We start from the raw sequence: 22,024 nt of genomic DNA, 5'->3' as shown, positions 1-22,024 counted from the left end.
GAGTCGACCGGCGACGATCAGGGCGTGTGGAAGACCAGGCGATTGCCGAACGGATCAGGCACCACGAGGTCGGCGCCCCACTCCTCGACCGTCACCCCGATGCGCAGCGGGTACAGCGGATCCGCCTCGAGCCTGCGCTGCAGCGCGTGCACGTCCGCAACGCGGATGCGCACGGCGGATCCCGGCGTCGCGTCACCGTGATGCTCGCTGAGGTGGAGCACGCAGCCCTCACGTGAGACCTGGCGGTACAGCGGCATCCCGTCGCCGAAACGATGCTCCCAGTCGACCCGGAATCCGAGGTATCCGACGTAGAAGCGCTCGGCCTCCTCGCCGGGGAACGTGCGCAGGATCGGGACCGTCACCGGGTCGGAGGCGGATGGCGCGGCATCCGCTTCTCCTGCCCCGTCCGAGTCGGTCGACGGAGTCCGGGTGTCATCAGCGAGCGCGGCCGCCGCGGTGTTCCAGTCGCGGTGGCCGAGGGCGGCGGCGACCAGTTCGAGGGCGTGCGAATGAGTGATCGGGATGCCGTCGGCATCCATCCGCGCGCGGAGCCTGCGCGCCATCGCTTTCGCCGCTTCGGGCGTCGTGGCGCGCGTGTGAGCCGCGGTCTTCGGACCGTCGGCCCGTTGGCCGACGAGGTTCGGACGGTTGGCCCCAGGATCGGATTCGGTGTCCATGCGTCGTGCTTTCCGTCGGCGAAGCGTGAGCGGGGTCTCTCCGTTGCCCGGGATCGCCGACTGCAGCGTCGCGGACGATTCCGTGTCGATCAGGGTTTCACCGTCTCGGCTGCGCCGAGGGAGAGGGCCGGCACCCGTGGCCGCCGCCAGCCTAGCCCGCGACGGACGCGCGCGGCAGCTGTTCGGCGCGCCTCCCAGGCGGAGGCATCGCGAGACATGCGACAGCGCGCTCCCCGCGACGGAGCGTGCCGGGACACAGCGCCCCCGACGGCGCCTTCCCGCGACAGGTTCAGGCGGCTTTCGCCGCGGTGCCGGCCGGACCGTGCAGCGACGGCAGGAAGAGCGAGGCGACGGCTGCCGCCCCGGCCAGCGCAGCGACGATGACCGCCACCTGGTGCAGCGCGGGGACCGGCCCGACGGCCAGGCTCTGCGTGGTGAACAGGTTCGCGATCAGGCCGATGCCGAGGGACCCGGCGATCCGCTGCACCACGTTGAAGGCGGTGTTCGCGTCGGCCTGCTCGTTCTGCGGAAGGCGGAGGTTGACCAGTGTGAGCAACGGAGTCACGACCAGTCCGATGGCGGCGGACCGTGCAGCGAGCACGAGCGAGGTGACCCAGAGCGGAGTCGTGGCGTTCACGGCGAGGAGGCCGAGACTGGCGACCACGAGCACGACGAATCCGCTCAGGACGACCATCCGCACACCGAAACGCTCGGCGGCGCGCTGCCCGAGGACGGTGCCCAGGCCGGTGAGGATGCCCTGCGGCAGCAGCGCGAGCCCGGTCGCGACCGCGGAGTGTCCCTGAACGGCCTGGAGGAAGACGGGAAGCAGGAACACGATCGACCGCGCGGCGACGGAGGCGGCTGCGCACAGCGCGAAGGAGAGTGCGGCGTCGCGATCCTTCAGGATGCGCAGATCCAGTGCCGGGTGATCCGTGCGGCGCAGATGCAGACCGTAGGCGGCGAGAAGCGCGGCCCCGAGGATGACCGGGAGCCAGACATCCGCTCCACTCCAGCCGGCGCTCGCGCCGCGGTCGAGGCCGAACAGCACGCCGAAGAGGCCAGGGGCGAGCAAGAGCGTTCCGAGCACGTCGAAGCGCTCGTCAGGGCTGGCGGGCGGTGCGAGTTCCTTCGGCACGACTCGCATGGCGAGAACGGCCAGGATGCCGATGGGCACGTTGATGAGGAAGATCGAGCGCCAGCCGAACGCGCCGATCAGCAGGCCGCCGAGGCTCGGACCGAGTGCCGGTCCCAGGAAGAGCAGCATCCCCGCGAGCGGTGAGATGCGGCGAGACATGCCGCTGGATCCCATCAGCATGCCCATGGCAAGGGGCACCAACGTTGCGCCGGACAGGCCCTGCAGCACGCGAGCCGCGATCAGCATCTCGATGGTCGGCGCCAGCGCGCAGAGCAGCGAGGTCAGGGTGAACGCGATCACGCCGATCGAATAGACGCGCAGCGTTCCGAAACGACGAGCGAGCGTCGAGGTGAGGGCGAGTCCCGTGCCGAGCGACAGAAGATAGCCGCTGGACACCCGCTGCACCGTCGCGAGTCCAGAGTGCAACTGGGCGGCGATGGGCGCGATCGCCACGTTGACGATGCTCGAGTCCAGCATCGACAGGAGCGGACCGGCGAGCAGGGCGTACTGGCTGACGACGCCGAGCCGGCGTGCCGGAGCGGTGGTCACGGCTCAGCCGCCTTCACCCTCAACGAGGCGAGCCACTGCAACTCGTGATCCGTCGCCTCGCGCGAGCGTTCGACGACGGCAGAGCTCCAGTACTCCCCCGACGTCTTGCCGGAGAGTCGCTCCAGGCGGCCGGCGAGTGTCGTGAGGGCGGCGATCCGCACATCCAGGATGGCCATCCGCTCCTCCGGGTCGAGGAAGGAGAACTGGCCGAGGCGCGTGAGGAACTCCAGGTCGTCCCCTGCCTGGGCGGCCGGCAGTTCGGCGATGAGGTCGTGCAGGAGCTCGCGGCCGACATCCGTCAGCTCGTAGATGTGGCGAGGAGGCCGGGATTCCTGCTGCTCGACCGTCATACTCACGGCCCCCGCCTCGACGAACCGTCGCAGCGCCGGATAGAGCGAGTTGTTGTTGATGACGACACCGGTCGTCTCCTCGATGCGCTTGCGCAGCTCGTAGCCATGGGCCGGACGCCGGGACAGGTGTCGCAGGATCAGGATTTCCGGATACGCCATAATAGGTTAATGTAACCTGTCGCCATGGAAATCGGTAGAGGTAGCGCGTTGCGTTCGAGGGGCCACGCCGAGCGAAACACGCCCTCCGACGAAGTGCTCGCGCGGCGACGTCGATGACAGCTCAGGCGATCCCGCCTCGACGGCTGGGCGATCCGACCGATATGATGACGACATCAGCCTCCGCCGGATCCGGTGGAGGCTTTCGTGTATGAGCGCTTCACAGACTCCCGACCGCTTGACCACATCGTCCGTCCCCGCACCCCTCGTCATCTCGACCGCGGACAGCGGCGATCTGGGCGTGCTCGAACGCCTGTGGCAGCTGTTCCGTCACGAGATGTCCGCGTACAGCGGCGCGTTCCCCGGCGCCTCCGGCCGCTACCGGCAGGAGCGTCTCGACGCAGCGCTCGACCCGTCGGAATCCGGATGGATCGGATATCTCTTCCGCATCGAAGAGGCGCCAGCTGGATTCGCGCTCGTCCGCGGCCTCGACGCCGAGGAACGCGTCATCAACAGCTTCTTCCTGGTGAACCCTGCCCGCCGTGGCGGCCATGGGACGGCTGCCGTCGAGACGATCACGGCACAGCATCCAGGACCGTGGGCCGTCGCGTTCCAGGACGCGAACACGGCGGCGTCCGTGTTCTGGCCACGGGTGGCCGCACGGCTGGATCCGCACTTCGTCCTCGAGCACATCGCCGTCCCCGGCCGGCCCGACGTTCCGGCGGATGCCTGGGTGCGGTTCCATCGCCGGTGACGCCGGCCTCATTCAGGACGACAGCCCTCCAAGGACCGATCGGGGCGATGGCACGTCCCCTGGTCCTGGAGACGGATGCGGCATCCGTCCGGCAGAAAGGGCCACGACGTGCCGCGACCAGACAGCACTACGAGGCGGTACTACCAGGCCGTTGAGACGTCGGCGTGCGTTCGCAGGATCCCCTCGGTCGAGCCCTCCGGCGCGCGTCCGATGCCGCACTCCGTCGCCACACCGAAGACGGACGCGTGAGGCAGCGCGGCGGCGATCCGACGCCGTGCGCCCTCGTCCCCGTCCTCGCGGTGGATGAGCCCGAGGTGGAGCTCCGTGTCCGCGTGCAGGCGGAGGTCGTCCAGTGGGGCGAAGTAGGCGTCGTCGTCGCGCTCGATCGGCACCGGAAGGTGGATCCACGTGATCGGGCGGGTGACGGCATCCGTCAGCATGTTCGCGAAGCGCACCAGATTGCCGGCGTCGGTCGGCTCGATGAAGTGCTTCTCGGCGACGTCGCCGTAACAGAGGTGGAAGCCCACCTCGACATCGGCGGGCACGCGGGACGCCTGGTCGGCGGATCGCTCGGTGAGCCCCGCCCAGACGTCGTCGCCCCACCACGATTCGGCTCCGTATCCGCCCCGGTGCACGATGTCCTCGATGATGCCGAACTCGACAGCGTTGTCCCACTGGATCGCGAGGTCGTCGTGCGGGATGGCATCCAGGATCGCGTCGAGCTCCCGGTACATCGCCTCGCGGTACACCGGCTCGAAGCGCGCCCGCTGCTCGGGCGGGAAGAAGGCGCCGACCACGGCGAGCGGCGTCGGCAACGACACCTGGAACCGGGTGCCGGCAGGGATCACGCCCTCGTCGCGCAGACGACGGAAGATCGCGTACGACTCCTCGGCGGCCTCGGCATAGCCGAGCGGCGGCAGCGTCAGATCGGCGGGGTCGACGCCGTCGGCGATGCGCAACGGACGGGCATCCAGCATGCGAAGCGGAACCGGATGCTCGCCCACCCGCTCGATCCCGTCGGCCTGACCCAGCACATCCGGCTGGAACATGATCCAGTGGAACCGCTTGCCGGGCTCGCCGTCCGGGATCCGCTTGAGACGGTCGCCGAGGATCCCGGCTGCCTGCCGCATGGTCGTCTCCGCGTCGTCGTAGTTGACACTGCCGACAAGCAGCGCGCCCTTGGGTTGTTTCACCCCTCCATTCTGCCCGGCCGCCGCGCTGCTCACGGGCCGATGCTGCTCGCGAGCTCGCTGCTCACGGGCGTTCCGAAAACCGGAGCCGGCCCCCGATACCGGAGCTTTCCTTCGGTATTCGCACCGAGAGCGCGATCACTCCGGTTTTCGGAACGTGGCCCCTGGCATCCACTCGGATGCGCAGAGTCCCGGAGGCGGACCGCTACACGGCGAGCGCCTTCGCGTGCAACGCCTGCACCGCGTAGCGCGCCGACCAGATGGCGCCGTGCTGCCAGGCCGACACCTCGGACATCCAGTCTCCGGCGAAGAACGTGTTGCCCGCGCCCTTCTGCAGGAGCTTGAAACCGTTCGACTCGAGGTTCGGATACGCCCATGCACCCTGGATGTACGGCACCTTGTCCCACGAGATCGAGAACGACGACTTCAGCTCGGTGCGGTACTTGTCGCCGTGGATCTTCACGCCCTGCGCGACAGCTCTGGTCTCCCGATCCTTCGGGGAGAGTGCACTGTAGGTCTTCGCGTGGCTGCCCGTGTTGTAGTAGCCGATCACCAGGCCCGTCTTCTCGCCGTATCCGTACGACGGATACCAGATGTGGTCGAGGTCCATGTCGGTCTCGGTGATGCCGCCGAAGATGCGGTGGTCGTCCTCCCACCAGCGGGACTTGTACTCCAGGCCGATCTTCCCCACCGCACCGCCGATCGCGAACTCGCCGAGGGCCGCATCGATCGCCGTCCCCCAGTTGTTCTTCCAGCCGCGCATGAGCTGGGCCGGGGCTGCGACGATCGCATAGTCGGCGTCGATCTGGTGGGAGCGACCGCCGGCCGTGTAGGTGACCGTCACTCCGTTCGGGGTGTTTTGCACACCCGTGACCGGCGAGTTGAACTTGACCTTCTCCTGGCCGATCGCCTTCACCATGTACCGCCAGGTGGTGTCCATGCCGCCTTTGGGCTGGAACATGAGCATCGCCTGCTCCCAGCTCGTCTCGAACGAGAAGTAATTGCCGACCTTCGAAGCCAGTGCTGCCGAGGCGCTGTCGAAGCCCGGCAGCTGCGCCGACTCGGCGTTCCACGCCGTCGGATACGTCGAGAATCCCCGGTTGTCGGAGCCGGTGTACGCCCCGGTGGAGTCGAGCGCGCCCCAGCTGCGCAGGAACGATTTGAGGTTGGCCTTGTCCTCCGCGGTGAGCTGCTGGTCGAGCGCGCCCTGGTCGGTCGCGTAGTTCAGCATCTCGGAGGTGTAGCCGAAGACATCCGCCTTGGCCGTGCGATAGCGCACCGGGTGCCCCGGAGTCGCTCCGCTGTTCTCGTTGTAGATGTAGGCATCCGCGTTCGCGTTGGTGAACACCTCGTAGGGCACGCCGAGCTCGCGGATGTAGTCGAGCGTGGTCATCCACTGCGCGATGCGACCTGCACCGCAGTTCATGTAGATGCCGTCGCCGAAACGTGCCGTCTGGGTCACCCCGTTGATGTCGGTCTCCGAGTCGCCGCCGCGCATCGTGAGGGTGCGACCACCTGGACGGTGCCTGGCCTCCAGCACCGTGACCGAATAGCCGGCCTTCTGCAACTCGTATGCGGATGTGAGACCCGCGGGACCTGCGCCGACGATCACGACCTTCTTCCTCCCGCGGCCGGTCAGCGTGAAGTCGCTGCCCTTCGGAGGCGTCCACGAGCCGGCGGACGGCTGGGATGCCTGTGCCGGCGCAAGGCCCATTGCTCCCATCGTTGCGAAGAGCACGCCGGCGCTTGACCCGGCACCGACAGCCTGCAGGAAGCGCCGCCGCGAGGTGCTGGAGAGGGGTTGCTGGATCGTTTCATCGGTCACGGAGTTCCGCCTTTCTCGTTCGAGTCGCGGCCGGTCCTCGTCATCCGCAGGTCGGGAGCTGATCCTCGGGATCTGGCCCTCGTATGGGTGACGCGCCGGCGTTGAGTCGACCGTATTGGCGCGATGTTTCCGGCTGTCGCCTTTGAGTTTCCGGGATGTAAATGGTGCGTCGGCTGCACGGCGCAGACCCGTTCTCTCTGCGCCGATCCCGCTCCGTCACCGATCCGTCTGCACCGCAGATGCTCTGCACACCGATGCTCTGCACACCGATCCCCACGTACCGAAAACCGGAGCCGGCGTCCAGTACCGGAGCTTTCCTTCGGTATTCGCAACGAGAGCGCGATCACTCCGGTTTTCGGAACGCTTCCGCGCAGAACCGGAGAGGGTCAGCGGGAAGCGGGGTCGGCGCGCTGCGGGAGCGGGGTCGGCGCGCGGCTAGCGCGTGCGGGCGCGCAGCGCCGCCTCGTACAGGGTGCGACGGGACAGGCCGGTGGCTGCGGCGACGGAGGCCGAGGCATCCTTCAGACTCTCCGTGGCAGTGAGCAGCAGCACCTGTTGAACGGCCGTGTCCAGGTCGACCGCGCGCGGCACCGCGCCGGCGACCACGACGACGATCTCGCCGCGCACACCCTCATCCGCCCAGGATGCGAGCTCCTCGGCCGTGCCGTGGCGCACCTCCTCGTGCAGCTTCGTCAACTCACGGCAGACGACGATGCGACGTGACGCACCGAACGCGTGCGCCATGGCCCGGAGTGAGTCCGCGAGCCGGTTCGGCGACTCGAAGAACACCATGGTGCGGCGCTCGTCGGCCAGGGATCCCAGAGCGGATGCGCGCTCCCCCGCCTTGCGCGGCAGGAACCCCTCGAAGGTGAACCGGTCCGTCGGCAGGCCGGAGACGGCGAGCGCCGTGAGCACCGCGCTCGGCCCTGGGATCGCGGTGACCGTCACGCCAGCAGCGATGGCCGCCGACACCAGGTGGAAACCGGGGTCGGAGACCGTCGGCATGCCGGCATCCGACAGCACGAGCAGGTCGGCGTCGCGCGCGAGCTCGACGAGGTCGGCCGACTTCTCGCGTTCGTTGTGGTCGTGCAGCGCCATCAGACGCGGACGGTTCTCGACGCCCAGCGCCTGCATCAGGCGCTGCGCGACCCTCGTGTCTTCGGCTGCCACGACGGTGGCCGTCTCGAGCGCCTCCACCAGCCGACGGGAGGCATCGCCCAGATTGCCGATAGGAGTCGCCGCGAGGATGATCACGTGTCCAGTCATATCGCGGCTGCGCCGCTCACAGGCTCGATCGGCTCGGCGATCCGAGCAAGCTCGCACCGCTCTCACCTCAATCGCCCATAGCATTGCCGTCGTGACTGACGCCCCCGCGCCCTCTCGATCGGCGGTGCCCGACCACGCAGAACACGCGGCCTCGGGGACCGAAGGCGTCGCCCACCATCGGACAGCGCTGGGTGCCGCCGGATCGTGGCTCGATCGCTGGTTCGCACGGTTCGTGAACACCCCGGCGAAGCTGCGCTGGTACGGCTGGGGGCTGCCGGCACTCGTCACGCTCATCGCCGCGGTGACCCGGCTGTGGGCGCTCGGGGATCCGCACGCCCTCGTGTTCGACGAGACCTTCTACGTGAAGGACGCCTGGACCCTGCTGCACAAGGGGTGGGAGGCTGCCTGGCCGCCGAACATCGATCAGGCGTTCGCGGACGGCGACGTGAACTCGTACACGGACGACCCGGAGTTCGTGGCGCATCCGCCCTTCGGCAAGTGGATGATCGCGATGGGCCTCGCGGTGTTCGGCGCCGAGAACAGTGTCGGCTGGCGCGTCTCCACCGCCGTGGTCGGCATCCTCGCGGTCGTGGTGTTGATGCTCATCGCGAAGCGAATGTTCCGCTCCACGCTGATCGCATCGCTCGCCGGATTCATCATGGCGATCGACGGCAACGCGATCGTGATGAGCAGGGTCGCGATCCTCGACAACTCGGTGATGTTCCTCGCCCTTCTCGCCTTCGGATGCCTCCTGCTCGACCGTTCCTGGCACGAGAAGCGGCTGACGGCGTGGATCGCGGCGCGTGAAGAGGCCGGGCATCCGCTCGGCTGGGGTCCGTGGTTGTGGTGGCGCCCCTGGCTGCTCGTCGCGGGGCTGCTGCTCGGGCTCGACGCCGGAGTGAAGTGGACCGGATTCTATTTCCTGGCGTTCTTCGCCGTGTACGTGCTGATCACCGATCTGCTCGCCAGGCGCCGTGCCGGCCTGCCGTTCTGGCCGGAGGCGGGGATCCTCAAGGGCGGGGTCGTCGCGTTCGTGCTCATGGTGCCGCTCGCGTTCGTCACCTATGTGGCCACCTGGTCCGGCTGGATCTTCACCAGGGGCGGCTACTACCGGGACTGGGTGCAGGCCACACCGGGTGCCGCCTGGACGGGTCCGCTGTCGTGGGTGCCGAACTGGGCGCAGAACCTGTGGCACTACCAGGCCGAGATGTACGGCTACTCGATCAACCTGCACACACCGCACCCGTACCAGTCGAATCCGCTCACGTGGCTGCTGCAGCTGCGTCCGACCAGCATGTACTACGTCGGCACGAAGTACGGCGTCGACGGCTGCACCTCTCGGGGCGGATGCTCCGCGGCGATCACCGACCTCGGCAACCCGATCATCTGGTGGCTCGGCACCGCCGCCGTGCTGTACCTGGTGTACCGGCTGATCCGCTTCCGCGACTGGCGGCACGGGTTCATCCTGATGGGCCTGGCCGCGGGATACCTGCCCTGGATGCTGTACGCCGGCCGCACGATCTTCACCTTCTACTCGATCGCGTTCGCTCCGTATCTCTACCTCGCACTCGCGGCGGTGTTCGTGCTCATCATCGGCAAACCCACGGATGACAGCTACCGGCGAACGACGGGGATCAACCTGCTCGTCGTGTTCGTCATCGTGATCACGGCGGTCTCGGTGTTCTTCTACCCGATCTGGACAGGCATGCAGATTCCGTTCTGGTACTGGCAGATGCACATGTGGCTGCAGAACTTCCCGACGGGCATCGGCACCATCGGCTGGATCTAGCCCGCGTCGTGATTCCCACGTTCTCGCGGTGGCAAGCCCTTGCGGCGTTGTCGTGCCCTGGTGGTACTCAGGAGTCATGACGCCCGACGAGAACTCGACGAACGAGGAACAGCACACAAACAGCGGTCACGGAACCAGCGGGACTCAGCCAGGCAGCCCGGCGCGGCCGACCAACGAACTCCCGGGCAGCGAGCGGGCAGCGCTCGGCTCCGCCACCACCATCGGACGGGTCCCCGACGACGAGACGATCGAGGCGACCATCGTGCTGCGGCGCCGCGAGCCGGTGCCAGACGAGGTGCTGGCGAATCCGATCCCGCGCGACGAGTTCGTGCGACGGTTCGGTGCGGACCCCGACGATGTCGATGCCGTGGTCGCCGAGGCGGAGTCGGCCGGCGCAGAGGTGCTCAGCGTCGATGCGGGCGAGCGGCGCATCCGCATCCGGGCGAAGGTCAGCGTGGTGCGCGAACTGTTCGGGGCCACGTTGGAGACCGCGGAGCACGAACCGCGCGGCGGCGGCACCGGCGGCACGGTGCGCTTCCGGCAGCGCACCGGCACGCTTGCACTCCCCGAGGGCATGCAGGGACGGGTGGTCGCGGTGCTCGGGCTGGACGATCGTCCGCAGGCGACGGCCCATTTCGTCTCGATCGCGTCGGCCGCGGCCGCCGTCAGCTACACGCCTCCGCAGATCGGCTCCGTGTACAAGTTCCCGCAGGGCACCGACGGAACCGGCCGCACGATCTCGATCATCGAGCTCGGCGGAGGATTCGGCCAGGCCGACCTCGACGCGTACTTCTCCGAGCTCGGCATCCCGACGCCCAGCGTCACAGCGGTGGGGGTCGACGGCGCGGCGAACGCTCCTGGCGGTGACCCGAACGGAGCGGATGGCGAGGTGCTCCTCGACATCGAGGTGATCGGCGCGCTCGCACCCGCCGCGAACATCCTGGTGTACTTCGCGCCCAACACCGACGCCGGATTCGTGGATGCCGTCACCCGCGCAGCGCATGCCGACCCCACTCCGGATTCCATCAGCATCAGCTGGGGCGAGAGCGAGGACGCGTGGACGGCCCAGGCACGGCAGGCGTTCGACGACGCTCTCGTGGATGCCGCGGGACTCGGCGTCACGGTCACGGCAGCGGCCGGCGACGACGGCAGCTCGGATCGCGTGAGCGACGGCAAGGCGCACGTCGACTTCCCGGCCTCGAGCCCGCACATCCTGGCCTGCGGCGGCACGAGTCTCAACGCGGACGCCGCGACCGGCCGTGTCACCTCCGAGGTGGTGTGGAACAACGGATCCGGACGCGGCGCGACGGGCGGCGGTGTCAGCGACTCGTTCGGCGTGCCGTCGTGGCAAGGTGCCGTCGGTGTGCCGAAGACGAGCGCAGGGTTCGCCGGCCGAGGCGTGCCCGATGTGGCGGGCGACGCGGATCCGCAGACCGGCTACAAGGTGCGCGTCGACGGCACCGACACCGTCATCGGCGGCACCAGCGCCGTCGCACCGCTCTGGGCTGCACTCGTCGCGCGGCTGGTGGAGGCCACCGGATCCCGCGTCGGCCTGCTGCCGATGCGGCTGTACCCGGATGCCACGGCCACGGCGACCGCACCGGGATTCCGCGACATCGTGACCGGGAACAACGGCGCGTACGCGGCCCGCTCAGGATGGGACGCCTGCACGGGACTCGGCGTGCCCGACGGGGACGCTCTGGTCGCAGCGCTGCGCGGTGCCGCCGCATCCTGATCCGAACGCGCAGCGCACCGTGCTCACTCCTCCGAGCGCGAGCGCCACAGCAGCCATACGAGGTAGGGCGCGCCGATCACCGCCGTGACGAGACCGACCGGGATCTGGCCCGGCGCGATGACGGTGCGCCCGACCGTGTCGGCGACACACACCAGCAACGCACCGAGCATCGCGGCGACCGGCACCACCCTGGCGTGGCTGCGACCGACGAGACCGCGCGCCGCGTGCGGCGCCACGAGGCCGACGAAACCGATCACGCCGACGGCGGACACCGAGGCCGCCGTCAGCAGCACCGCGACGCACAGCAGCGCCAGGCGTGTTCGCACCAGGTCGATGCCGAGAAGCGAAGGGGTGTCCGCGTCGAGTCCGATGAGATCGAGCTCGCGTCGCATCGACGCCAGGACCGGCAGCGCGATGGCGAGCGCGATGAGCACCGGGACCAGCTGCGGGAACGTTCGCCCGTACGTGGAGCCGGACAACCAGGTCAGAGCCTTGGTCGCGTTGTACGGATCCGTCAGCACGATCAGGAGCGAGACCAGCGCCGACGCACCGGCCGACACGCCGATGCCGATCAGCACGAGACGGTTCTGCTCGAGCCCACGACGGGCCGCGAGGCCGAACACGATGGCCGCCGCGATCGCGGCACCCGCGAGTGCCGCGGCGCCAACCAGCCAGAAGCTCGCCAAAGGGACGGCAGTGATGAGCGCTATCGCTCCGACGCCGGCTCCACCGGAGACGCCGAGGATGCCCGGTTCGGCGAGCGGATTGCGTGAGACGGCCTGAACGACGGTTCCGGCCACGGCGAGTGCGGCACCGGCGAGCAGCGCAGCGACGACGCGCGGAACGCGGGTGTCGAGGACGAAGCTGATGAGGCGGTCCGCGTGTCCGGTCAGCCAGTTGACCACATCGCCCATCAGGAGCTTCGCGTCGCCGAGCAGCACCGCCGCGACAAGGGATCCCAGGATCGCGACGGCGACCACGACGATGGTGACGACGAACGCCCGACGCGAGCGGAGTCGTGCCAGTCCCGCGTCGTCGCGGGTCGATCCCGCATCGCGCACCCGGTAGGCCAGGATGACGAGCACGATCGCTCCGAAGACGGTGGTGACCACGCCGGTCGGGACGACGGTGCCCGCCTGACCCCCGAACAGCGCGCGGAGCAGCACATCGGCGGTGAGCACGATGATGACGCCGGCGAGCGCGGAGAACGGAATGAACGCCCGATGCCGGGCGAGGCCGGGAACGCGCGGGGCGATCAGCCGCGCGAGGGCCGGAGCGCACAGCCCGACGAATCCGATCGGACCGGCGACGGTGACCGCGACGGCCGACAGCAGCACGGCGAACACGACGGCCCATGCCCGTGTCGTCCCCGGTGCCACGCCGACGATCCGCGCACTGTCGTCTCCGAGGGACAGGATGTCCAGCCGGCGTCCCATGACGAGAAGGCCGACAACGCCGACCACCGCGACGGGCAGCATCTGCAGGATGCCGTTCATCGCCGTCAGCAGCAGCGTCCCGTTCCCCCAGGCGAACAGCCCGGTGGTCTGTTGCGCGTACAGCAGGAGCAGCATGCCGCTCAGTCCCGAAAGGGCCAGCTCGAGGGCGGATCCCGCGAGGACGAGCCGGATGGGCCCAGAGCCGCCGCGCGACAGGCCAAGCACCACCGCAGCAGCGAGCAGACCGCCGGCGAAGGCCACGGCCCCCGTGGGAAGCACGGGAAGCGCCACCCCGAACGCGGCGACGGCCACGACGGCGAGGTAGGCACCGGCGTTGACCGCGAGCGTGTCCGGCGAGGCGAGCACGTTCCGCGACACGGACTGCAGCGCAGCGCCAGCGGTGCCGAGCGTGACACCCACCAGAAGCGCGGCGACGAGTCTCGGCAACCGTGACGAGGTGAGCACGGCGGTGGCGGCATCCGTTCCCTGACCGATGACCGCATTCCACAGTTGCGCGACCGAGACGGATGCCGTCCCCTGGCTGATCTCGATCGCCGCGAGAACCGCGATCACCAGCACCGCCACCACAGCCGCAGCGACCAGACGCGCCGGCGGACGGCGCGGCGGCGCGGACGTCGTGACGCCCACCGCCGCGCGCGTCTGCGTGTCGACCATGTTCGCTACTTCGAGGTCAACGCGTCGACGAGTGCGCCGACGTAGGCGCTCATCGCCGAGGTGGTGCCGAACATCCAGATGCCGTCCGGCAGCTTGTAGACGTGGTGGTCCTGCACCATCGGCAGACCGTTCCAGACCGCGTTGCCCTTGAGGCCGTCGGCGAACGGGTCTCCCCCGTCCGCTGTGTTGCTGATGTAGGCGAATCTCACGTCGCCCAGCGTGGTGAGGCCCTCCACGTCGGTCGAGGCGAGCCCGTAGTCCTTGTCACCCTTCATGGTCCAGGCGTTCACCAGGCCGAGCTCCTCGGATACGTCGCCGATGAGCGATCCCGACGCGTAGGGACGGATCGAGACCTGATCGCCCTCCTGCCAACCGTCGGCGAACGCGAACTTCGTCCCGCCGAGGCCCGCAGCCGCGAGCTTCTTCTTGCCGTCGGCAACGGTCTTCTCGAACGCCGCGATGTTCTTGGTGGCCTGTTCCAGGGTGCCCGTCGCCGTGGCGATGAGTTTCACATTGTCGAGCATCTGGTCGACCTGACGAGAGGCGTTGGCCGAGCGCACGACGATGACCGGCGCCACCTTCGACAGCTGCGCGATCGCGGAATCGCTCAGATCACTGGTCGCAACGACCAGATCGGGATCGAGGGCCGCGACGGTGTCGACACTCGGCTCGCCGCGCTGGCCGATGTCCTTCACGCCCGCCTCGAGCGGCTCCGACGTGTCCCATTCGGCATATCCCTTGGGGTCGGCAACGCCGACGGGCTGCACGCCGACGGACACGAGCGTCTCGACGGCGTCCCACTCCGTGGCCACGACGCGCTTCGCCGGTCCGTCCAGCTTCACCGTCGTGCCCCGTGCGTCGGTGACCGAGAGCGACCCCTTGGCCGCAACGCTGTCGTCGACGGCAGCGCGGGTCGTGCCGCAGGCGGAGAGGGCGATGCTGGTCGCCACGGCGAGCGCGGCGGCCACCGCGACCTTGCTTCTGGAGAGCTTCATGAGGTGGGGAGGAGCCTTTCATTGCTGTGTCGCTGTCGGAGATGGTGAGCACCGACTGCACGGGTGCGCAGGGTGCCGGTCGCGGCATCCTCATCGATCTCGATGCGGATGCCGTATGTCGTGCTGAGCAGGGTGGCGTCGTAGACGTCTCGCGGCTCGCCGTGTGCCACGACGCGACCGCCATCGAGCAGCACGACTCTGTCCGCGATGGCGGCGGCCTGGTCCAGGTCGTGGAGAACGAGGCCGACCGTCACGCCGTGGATGTCGGCAAGCTCGCGCACCAGGTCGAGGATCTCCACCTGGTAGCGGAGGTCGAGGTAGGTCGTCGGTTCGTCGAGCAGCAGGATGCCGGTGTCCTGCGCGATGCAGCTGGCGAGCCACACCCTCTGCAGCTGACCCCCGGAGAGCTGCTCGACGCCGCGCTCGGCGACGGATTCGATCCCCGTGACCCGCATCGCGTGCTCGATCGCCGCCGCACCTTCCGGATCCGAGGACCGGAAGCGCCTGCGATAGGGATGACGGCCGAAGCCGACGACATCGCGCACGCTGACACCGGACGGCGTCGGACGGCTCTGGGTGAGCAGCGTGATCCGTCTGGCGAACTCGGTGCGGCTGAGCGCGAGCGCGTCGTCCCGCCGCTCGCCCTCGACGAGCGAGACGGAGCCCGAACTCGCCGCGTGCAACCGCGCGATGGCGCGCAGGAGGGTCGACTTGCCGCTTCCGTTCGGCCCGATCAGCGCGGTGACCTGGCCGGGCGCGAGGTAGAGGTCGGCGTCGTGCACGACGACCGTCTTGTCGTATCCGATGGTCAGGCCGAGCGCGTCCAGGGCGGAAGAGCGGCGTCCGCGGTCCGAGCCCGGCGCGTTGCGTTCTGAGGTCACGTGGCAAGAGATTAGCTAAGGCTTACCTAACTTGCAAAGCCCGATCCACGATCCGCCCCCACGCGGCGATCCGATGCACCGCGATGTCCGGGTCCGACACGCCGCGATGCCCGGACCCGATGCATCGCAATGTCCGACTGTTACGCCGTCGGCCGGAACGGAGTGTGACGCTCCGCTACGGTAGCCGGGTGGCAGACCGCGAATTCGGCTTTCGCACGCGTGCGATCCATGCCGGCAATATCCCCGACCCCGTGACCGGATCCCGGGCACTCCCGATCTATCAGTCGAGCGCTTTCGTGTTCGACGACACGGCGGATGCCGCTGCCCGGTTCGCCCTGCAGAAGTACGGCAACATCTACTCCCGCCTGGCCAACCCGACCGTCGCGAGCTTCGAGGAGCGCGTGGCGAGCCTGGAGGGCGGCCTCGGAGCCGTGGCAACGGCATCCGGTCTGTCGGCGCAGTACATCACGTTCGCGTCGCTCGCCGGTGCCGGCGACCACATCGTGGCATCCGCGAACCTGTACGGCGGATCGATCACCCAGCTCGACGTCACGTTGCGGCGCTTCGGGGTGGAGACCACGTTCATCCAGAGCTCGGATCCGGCCGATTACGCGGCAGCGATCACCGACAAGACCAAGCTGATCTTCGCGGAGACCATCGCCAACCCGTCGGGGGAGATCGCCGACATCGAGGGCCTGGCGGAGGTCGCACACGCTGCGGGCATCCCGCTCATCATCGACTCGACGATCGCCACGCCCTACCTGAACCGTCCGATCGAGTGGGGTGCCGACGTCGTCGTGCACTCCGCGACGAAGTTCCTCGGCGGACACGGCACGACGCTCGGCGGCGTGGTCGTGGAATCGGGCCGCTTCGACTGGCACTCCGACCGCTTCCCGCTCTTCGGGCAGCCGGTGCCGAGCTACGGCGGACTGCAATGGTCCGGCAACTTCGGCGAGTACGCGTTCCTCACCCGGCTGCGCGCCGAGCAGCTGCGCGACATCGGGCCGTCGCTGGCGCCGCACTCCGCGTTCCTCCTCGCCCAGGGCGTCGAGACGCTGCCGTTCCGCATGCAGGCACACGTCGACAACGCTCGTACCGTTGCACAGTGGCTCGAGGCGGATCCGCGCATCGAGGCGGTGCACTGGGCGGGCCTGGAGTCGCATCCGCACTTCGAGCGTGCCAAGAAGTACCTGCCCAAGGGACCGAGCTCGGTCTTCACTTTCGAAGTCGCAGGCGGCCGTGCCGTCGGCCAGAAGCTCATCGAGTCGGTGAACCTGGCCAGCCACCTCGCGAACATCGGCGACGCCAAGACGCTGATCATCCACCCGGCGTCCACCACGCACGCCCAGCTCACCGAGCAGCAGCTCATCGACGCAGGCGTGCTGCCCGGTTCCGTGCGCCTCTCCGTCGGCATCGAAGACGCCGACGACATCATCTACGACCTCGACCAGGCGCTCGCCGCGGCCACGGGGGCATGATGGCAACCTTGCGTCCAGACGCGACAGCACGATCCGAGGAGGACCGATGAGTGTGACGGATACCGCGCCGGCGGCACACGACGAGACCCTGGTCCAGCTGGCGAACGGCCTGAGCTGCGAGCTGCCGGCGGACTCCCCGCTGGCGAAGCTGCTGAAGTCGCAGCGCACGTGGGCGGGACCGGATGCCAAGCAGCGCCTCAAGCTGCTGCGCGGCGCGAAGTCGGTCGCGATCGTCGGGGCATCCTCGAATCCGTCGCGCTCCAGCTACTTCGTGGGCACGTACCTGCAGCAGTCAAGCGACTACCGGGTGTACTTCGTGAATCCGAACGCGGACACCATCCTCGGCCAGCCCGCGTACAAGTCGCTCGCGGACCTGCCTGAGGTGCCGGACATCGTCGACGTGTTCCGCCGCGGCAGCGATATCCCGCAGGTCATCGACGAGGTCGTCGCGGTCGGCGCTCCCACCATCTGGGTTCAGCTGGGCATCTGGAACCAGGATGCCGCCTACTACGGCGAGGAGAAGGGCCTCACCGTTGTCATGGACCGCTGTATCAAGATCGAGCACGCCCGCTTCCATGGCGGCCTGCATCTCCTCGGCTTCGACACGGGAGTGATCTCGTCCCGCAAGACGGTGCGCTGATGCCTGCCTCGGGTCGGCAGGACCGTGCACTGACGGTGCCTCGATGACGAACACCACCGGGCAGACCTCGGCGTCGCTCGTAGCACTGCAGGACGCCATCGAGACCGTGTACCGCGGCTCCGTATACGGGTTCGAACGTACCGCCGACGGATTCACGGTGGCGGTCGAGCCGAGCGCGCTCGCCGGAAACCCGCCGCTCACCTCCGGCCTGCGTCGCAGCTTCCGGTTCCGGGTGATCGCCGATCCGGCGACCTCGACCTACCGGCTCAAGGTGACGACATTCGGCGTTGGCTGGCAGCTTCCCGGCGCCAGCGAGTCGTCGGTCATGATCGTGCAGCGCATGGACAGCATGAAGATCAGCGCGAAGCTGCAAGGAACGGATCTGGCGGGAGGCATCGGCTCGCAGCGGTTCGAATACGACACCCTGACCGACTCCTCGCGCATCGAGGCTGCCGCTGCCTCCGTCGGATGGACCCGCCGGAAGCGGGGAATCGGCCTCGGAGCGCTCCTCGGGATCATCTTCGGCGGCATCGTGGTGGTGCTGGGCGTCGTCTTCGGGATCCTCTTCGGCTCCGGAGTGCTCTGACTCGCCTGCCCCCGATGCCCCGTCTCGTCAGAGCCAGTTGGGCTCGACCGGCTGATGTGGATCCACGGTGCGCAATGTGCCGGGCATCGGGAAGGGCACCGTGTACTCGATCAAGGGGATGTCGATCGCACCCCAGTCGTCCCGTTTCACGCGGATCACGTCGGTCGACACCTCGGTGATGCGCACCCGTAGCCATCGGCCGTCATCGAGCAGCAACTCGTACGGGTCGGCGAGATAACCGATCCCGAGCGCGTCGAGGGTTTCCTCCGCGGTCAGCCAATCGACGGCATCCGTCCTCTCACGACCGAGCAGGTCGACGACGACGAAGCCTTCCGCCTCCGGGCGGACCCAGCCGAGCAGCTCGCGGTCGCCCCTGCGGTGTTCGATCCAGTCTGCGGGAACGGGCATCCCACGACGCTACCGTGCCGGCTGGCGGACCCCCTTCTCCCCGCCGAGCCACCCTTCTGCTGCCCAGCCACCCCGTTGCTCACGCGAATCGAAGGGTGGCTCGGCAGCACAAGGGTGGCTCGGCAGCAGAAGGGTGGCTCGGCAGCAGAAGGGTGGCTGGGCAGCACAAGGGTGGCTCGGCAGCAATGAGGCCCGGGCAGCCGCCCTGGGTAGACTGTGGCCGGTGAGCCAGGCGACCGCACGCGTCCGAGTGCATCGGGTTGCGGTGCTGGGTCCGGTGCTCGTCGAGGGCCAGGACGGAACCGCCGCCGAACCGGGCGGAGCCACCGCGAAGAGCCTCGTCGTGTCGCTCCTGCTGGCGAGGAATCCGCTGTCGGTGCGGGGCATCGGCGAGGACCTCTGGGAAGACGAGCCGCCGCGCAACGAGAAGGCCGCGCTGCAGACGCTCGTGTCCCGCGTGCGCGCCGTCGCATCCGACGGCCTGATCGTCTCGACTCCCGGCGGATACGCCCTTGGCGTCGACGGGCAGGACAGCGACCTCGGGGCCGCGACAGCGCACCGCGACGCAGCACGCGCCGCCTCCGAACGCGGCGACGCGCAGGCAGCGGATGCCGAGGCATCCGCTGGGCTGGCGCTCTGGCGCGGCGAACCGGGAACCGACCTGCCGGACGGGGACCTCGCCAGACGGCTCGCAATCGCAGCAGCCGACGTGCGAAGGAGCCTTGTACTGCTGCGAGCGGATGCGCGGATCGTCACGGGCGACGGCCTCGGCGCCCTCGCCGACCTCGACCCGTACTCCGAAGCCGCACCCCTCGACGAGGACATCGAGCTGAGACGCCTGCGCGCGTTCGCCGCCATCGGACGCCGCAACGAGGCGATCCGCGAGTTCGGCGAGTTCCGCGAGCGGATGCGCGACGAGCTGGGCACGACGCCGTCCGCCGACCTCGTGGCCTTCCACACGGAGCTGCTGCGCGAACCGGAACCGGATGCCGCGCCGCGAACCGTGCGCGTCGGCATCCGCGTGCCACCGAATCCGCTCGTGGGCCGTGACGACGATGTCGCCGCGCTGGAGGAGCTGCTGCGCACGTCGCGGCTGACCACCATCCTCGGTGCAGGCGGTCTCGGCAAGACGCGTCTCGCCCAGGAACTCGCCGGACGTGCCGCCGAGAGGATGCCTGCCGTCGTGGTCGTCGAACTCGCCAGCGTGCGCTCGGGCGACGACGTTCCGCTCGCGCTGGCGTCCACGCTCGGCATCCGCGAGTACACCGGCACACGCCTCACGCTCGCAGACCCCGCCGCGCGCGTGGACGTGCGGGGTCGCATCCTCTCCACTCTCGCCGAGCGGCCGACGCTGCTCGTCATGGACAACTGCGAGCACCTCATCGACGCGGCCGCGGAGTGGATCGACGACATCCTGGCCTCCACGCGCGACGTGCGCGTGCTCGCCACGAGCAGGGCGCCACTGATGATCGCGGCCGAGCAGGTGTACCAGTTGCAGCCGCTGGCCGCGGCGTCGACCGAGCACGGCGCGCACGGACCGGCCGTCGCCCTGTTCATGGATCGGGCGCGGGCGGCCAGGCCGTCCGTCGTGCTGCCCGAGGACGTCATCGAGCGTCTGTGCGTCAAGCTCGACGGCCTGCCGCTGGCCATCGAGCTCGCAGCGGCCCGAGTGCGCTCGATGTCGGTCGAGGAGATCGAGCGGCGGATCGACAACCGGTTCGCCCTGCTGCGCGGCGGCGACCGCTCGGCTCCCGAGCGGCATCGCACGCTCCTCTCCGTGATCGACTGGAGCTGGAACCTCTTGCGCGCTTCGGAGCAGCGCTCGCTGCGACGGCTCTCCGCGTTCGTCGACGGCTTCGACGCGGATGCCGCGCTCGCCGTCTGCGATCCGCGCGACGACGTCGAGGCCGACCTCGAAGGCCTGGTGAACCAGTCCCTGCTCACCGCCGCGGAGAGTCCGCTCACGGGACGGCTGCGCTACCGGATGCTGGAAACCGTTCGCGAGTTCGGCGACCAGCGGCTCGGGGAGGCGGGCGAACGCGAGGAGGTGTCGGCAGGCATCCGTCGCTGGGCAGACGCGTTCGCCCTCGCCGCACTCGAGACGACGTACGGACCGGAGCAGATCGACACGTTCCGGCTCGTCGAGGACGAGCAGGACAACCTCGTGGCCGCGTTGCGCGATGCCATCGCGGTGCCGGATCCGGATGCCGCGTCGTCCGTGTTCGCAGCGCTCGCCATGCACTGGACCCTGCGCGGCGCCCACGCCGAGGTGCTCGGTTTCGCCGGTCCGCTGGTCGAGGCACTGCGCAGGTACTCGCCGGATGCCACGCACCGCGACGCCGCGCTCGTGTCCTTCAGCCTCATCGGCGCGACCTCGATGTTCGGCGACGCGCGGAACGGCCTCCGGTCACTGGTGCGGGCCAAGCGCGTGTACAAGGAGGGGGCGCCGACCAGCCCGCAACTGGCGGCCATGATCAGGCTGGTGCTCGCCCTGCCGAACGTGCCACGGATGATGGCGATCGTGGAGGATCTGCGTTCCAGCGATGACACGGCGATGGCCTCCATGGGCAGTCTCATCAGTGCCCAGCTGGCCGAGAACGCCGGCGAGATCGATGCGTCGCTCGTGTTCGCGACTCGGGCGTTCGAGAAGGCGGAACAGGCTCGCGACGTCTGGACCGTCGGCATGGCCGCACACTCGCTTGCGTCGCTGCACAGCCAGCGCGGCGATGCCGCCGAGGTGCTGCCCTGGGCGGATCGCGCGCGCCGTAACCTCGAGCTGTTGAACGCCGGTGAGGACCTGCAGCAGCTCGACTGGATGTGCGCGATCACCGACATCACGCTCGGGGATCCGGAGGCGGCCCGCCCCACCTTCACGCGGTTGTCCGAGCTGGAGGGCGACACGCAGAGCTTCGACTGGCGCGACCTGAAGGCGATCGGACTCGCCGGGCTGGCCGAGATCGCCACCGCGCAGGGGGACCTCGCCGAAGCCGAGCGCCAGTACGCGCTGGCCGAGCGGGTGTGGGGGGATCCGCCTGCCGGGTTCGCGCCGTGGTACTACGGCGCGGGCGCTGGGCTCCTCGTCGCATCCGTGCGCGCAGGACACGTGAACGAGCCGCGCGTGACGCGCACGGCGGGGCGCATGCGCAGCCGGCTTCTGCGCGACTTCCGCGTGCGCGCAGACGGAGTCGACCTGCCCATCACGGGTCTCGCCGCCCTCGGCCTCGGCGTGTGGCTCCTCGCACCCGACCGGGAACGATCGGACGCCGCCCAGCGCGCGGCAGGACTCGAACTGATCGTGCTCGGGCGCGGCGTGCACGCCAGGCAGGACTTCCCGTCGCTGGCCTGGGACCGCGCGATGGAGGTCGTGCGCCGTGAGCATCCGGAACTCGATGCGGACGCGGCATGGGCCGCCGTGGAGCCGCTGCCGCTCACCGCGCGCTCGGCCCGCATCCTCGAGGTGATCCGCTCGCTGCGCCCGCTGTTCCTCGCGGAGTGAACG

17 protein-coding genes are annotated in these 22,024 nt (G+C 69.2%); 7 read left to right on the top strand and 10 right to left on the bottom strand.

Going from position 1 to position 22,024, the window contains the following annotated elements:
* Positions 1-17: 17 nt before the first annotated feature.
* The 3 genes from ACX9R5_RS08960 to ACX9R5_RS08950 form a co-directional block, all read right to left on the bottom strand.
* Positions 18-677, bottom strand: a complete 660-nt coding sequence (locus ACX9R5_RS08960; RefSeq protein ID WP_459408633.1) for a glyoxalase superfamily protein — start codon at positions 675-677, stop codon at positions 18-20.
* A gap of 289 nt (positions 678-966) precedes the next feature.
* Positions 967-2,361, bottom strand: coding sequence for a DHA2 family efflux MFS transporter permease subunit (locus tag ACX9R5_RS08955; RefSeq protein WP_459408632.1), 1,395 nt, complete (start codon positions 2,359-2,361; stop codon positions 967-969).
* A complete protein-coding gene (locus tag ACX9R5_RS08950; RefSeq protein WP_459408631.1) occupies positions 2,358-2,870 on the bottom strand; it encodes a PadR family transcriptional regulator in 513 nt (170 codons plus the stop codon). The genes ACX9R5_RS08955 and ACX9R5_RS08950 overlap by 4 nt, the downstream gene beginning before the upstream one ends.
* Positions 2,871-3,105: 235 nt before the next feature.
* On the opposite strand from ACX9R5_RS08950, the gene ACX9R5_RS08945 reads away from it, so the two are divergent.
* Positions 3,106-3,621 (top strand): GNAT family N-acetyltransferase, encoded by a 516-nt coding sequence (locus tag ACX9R5_RS08945; RefSeq protein WP_459408630.1) that lies wholly within the window; start codon positions 3,106-3,108, stop codon positions 3,619-3,621.
* Between the two features lie 140 nt (positions 3,622-3,761).
* On the opposite strand, the gene ACX9R5_RS08940 is transcribed toward ACX9R5_RS08945, so the two are convergent.
* From ACX9R5_RS08940 to rsmI, 3 genes are all read right to left on the bottom strand, one after another.
* Positions 3,762-4,814, bottom strand: a complete 1,053-nt coding sequence (locus tag ACX9R5_RS08940) for a hypothetical protein (RefSeq protein ID WP_459408629.1) — start codon at positions 4,812-4,814, stop codon at positions 3,762-3,764.
* Positions 4,815-5,016: 202 nt separating this feature from the next.
* Entirely contained in the window at positions 5,017-6,636 is a 1,620-nt protein-coding gene (locus ACX9R5_RS08935) for a flavin monoamine oxidase family protein (RefSeq protein WP_459408628.1), read from the bottom strand.
* 435 nt (positions 6,637-7,071) lie between these two features.
* Positions 7,072-7,890 (bottom strand): 16S rRNA (cytidine(1402)-2'-O)-methyltransferase, encoded by an 819-nt coding sequence (gene rsmI, locus ACX9R5_RS08930; protein WP_459408627.1) that lies wholly within the window; start codon positions 7,888-7,890, stop codon positions 7,072-7,074.
* A 103-nt stretch (positions 7,891-7,993) separates the two neighbouring features.
* Between rsmI and ACX9R5_RS08925 the strand changes: the two genes are divergently transcribed.
* Positions 7,994-9,691 (top strand): dolichyl-phosphate-mannose--protein mannosyltransferase, encoded by a 1,698-nt coding sequence (locus ACX9R5_RS08925; protein ID WP_459408626.1) that lies wholly within the window; start codon positions 7,994-7,996, stop codon positions 9,689-9,691.
* Between the two features lie 76 nt (positions 9,692-9,767).
* Positions 9,768-11,426: a S53 family peptidase gene (locus ACX9R5_RS08920; protein ID WP_459408625.1), complete on the top strand. Its 1,659-nt coding sequence runs from the start codon at positions 9,768-9,770 to the stop codon at positions 11,424-11,426.
* A 23-nt stretch (positions 11,427-11,449) separates the two neighbouring features.
* Here ACX9R5_RS08920 and ACX9R5_RS08915 read toward each other — a convergent pair whose 3' ends face one another.
* Genes ACX9R5_RS08915 through ACX9R5_RS08905 form a run of 3 tightly spaced genes read right to left on the bottom strand, consistent with a single transcriptional unit; the run spans position 11,450 to position 15,413 of the window.
* Positions 11,450-13,537 carry an iron ABC transporter permease gene (locus ACX9R5_RS08915; RefSeq protein ID WP_459408624.1) on the bottom strand — a complete coding sequence of 696 codons (2,088 nt, stop codon included), beginning with the start codon at positions 13,535-13,537 and terminating at the stop codon, positions 11,450-11,452.
* A gap of 5 nt (positions 13,538-13,542) precedes the next feature.
* On the bottom strand, positions 13,543-14,532 hold the full coding sequence (locus ACX9R5_RS08910) for an ABC transporter substrate-binding protein (protein WP_459408623.1): 990 nt from the start codon (positions 14,530-14,532) through the stop codon (positions 13,543-13,545).
* Positions 14,529-15,413 (bottom strand): ABC transporter ATP-binding protein, encoded by an 885-nt coding sequence (locus ACX9R5_RS08905; protein WP_459408622.1) that lies wholly within the window; start codon positions 15,411-15,413, stop codon positions 14,529-14,531. The genes ACX9R5_RS08910 and ACX9R5_RS08905 overlap by 4 nt, the downstream gene beginning before the upstream one ends.
* A gap of 188 nt (positions 15,414-15,601) precedes the next feature.
* Here ACX9R5_RS08905 and ACX9R5_RS08900 point away from each other — a divergent pair, with 188 nt between their 5' ends.
* Genes ACX9R5_RS08900 through ACX9R5_RS08890 form a run of 3 tightly spaced genes read left to right on the top strand, consistent with a single transcriptional unit; the run spans position 15,602 to position 18,117 of the window.
* A complete protein-coding gene (locus ACX9R5_RS08900; RefSeq protein ID WP_459408621.1) occupies positions 15,602-16,891 on the top strand; it encodes an O-acetylhomoserine aminocarboxypropyltransferase/cysteine synthase family protein in 1,290 nt (429 codons plus the stop codon).
* 46 nt (positions 16,892-16,937) lie between these two features.
* Entirely contained in the window at positions 16,938-17,531 is a 594-nt protein-coding gene (locus tag ACX9R5_RS08895; RefSeq protein WP_459408620.1) for a CoA-binding protein, read from the top strand.
* Between the two features lie 43 nt (positions 17,532-17,574).
* Positions 17,575-18,117, top strand: a complete 543-nt coding sequence (locus ACX9R5_RS08890) for a hypothetical protein (RefSeq protein WP_459408619.1) — start codon at positions 17,575-17,577, stop codon at positions 18,115-18,117.
* 27 nt (positions 18,118-18,144) lie between these two features.
* Here the strand turns inward: ACX9R5_RS08890 and ACX9R5_RS08885 are convergent, their stop codons facing one another.
* Complete coding sequence (locus tag ACX9R5_RS08885; protein WP_459408618.1) at positions 18,145-18,525, bottom strand: hypothetical protein; 381 nt, start codon at positions 18,523-18,525, stop codon at positions 18,145-18,147.
* Between the two features lie 223 nt (positions 18,526-18,748).
* Here ACX9R5_RS08885 and ACX9R5_RS08880 point away from each other — a divergent pair, with 223 nt between their 5' ends.
* Entirely contained in the window at positions 18,749-22,021 is a 3,273-nt protein-coding gene (locus tag ACX9R5_RS08880) for an ATP-binding protein (RefSeq protein WP_459408617.1), read from the top strand.
* Positions 22,022-22,024: the final 3 nt, after the last annotated feature.

This window comes from Rathayibacter sp. CAU 1779, from assembly GCF_054551755.1.
This window is presented reverse-complemented; position numbering and strand designations above follow the sequence as displayed.

Coding starts and splice junctions, on each gene's coding strand:
- ACX9R5_RS08895 (WP_459408620.1), top strand. CDS start 16,938: ATGAGTGTGACGGATACCGCGCCGGCGGCACACGACGAGACCCTGGTC.
- ACX9R5_RS08950 (WP_459408631.1), bottom strand. CDS start 2,870: ATGGCGTATCCGGAAATCCTGATCCTGCGACACCTGTCCCGGCGTCCG.
- ACX9R5_RS08915 (WP_459408624.1), bottom strand. CDS start 13,537: ATGGTCGACACGCAGACGCGCGCGGCGGTGGGCGTCACGACGTCCGCG.
- ACX9R5_RS08885 (WP_459408618.1), bottom strand. CDS start 18,525: ATGCCCGTTCCCGCAGACTGGATCGAACACCGCAGGGGCGACCGCGAG.
- ACX9R5_RS08920 (WP_459408625.1), top strand. CDS start 9,768: ATGACGCCCGACGAGAACTCGACGAACGAGGAACAGCACACAAACAGC.
- ACX9R5_RS08910 (WP_459408623.1), bottom strand. CDS start 14,532: ATGAAGCTCTCCAGAAGCAAGGTCGCGGTGGCCGCCGCGCTCGCCGTG.
- ACX9R5_RS08890 (WP_459408619.1), top strand. CDS start 17,575: ATGACGAACACCACCGGGCAGACCTCGGCGTCGCTCGTAGCACTGCAG.
- ACX9R5_RS08960 (WP_459408633.1), bottom strand. CDS start 677: ATGGACACCGAATCCGATCCTGGGGCCAACCGTCCGAACCTCGTCGGC.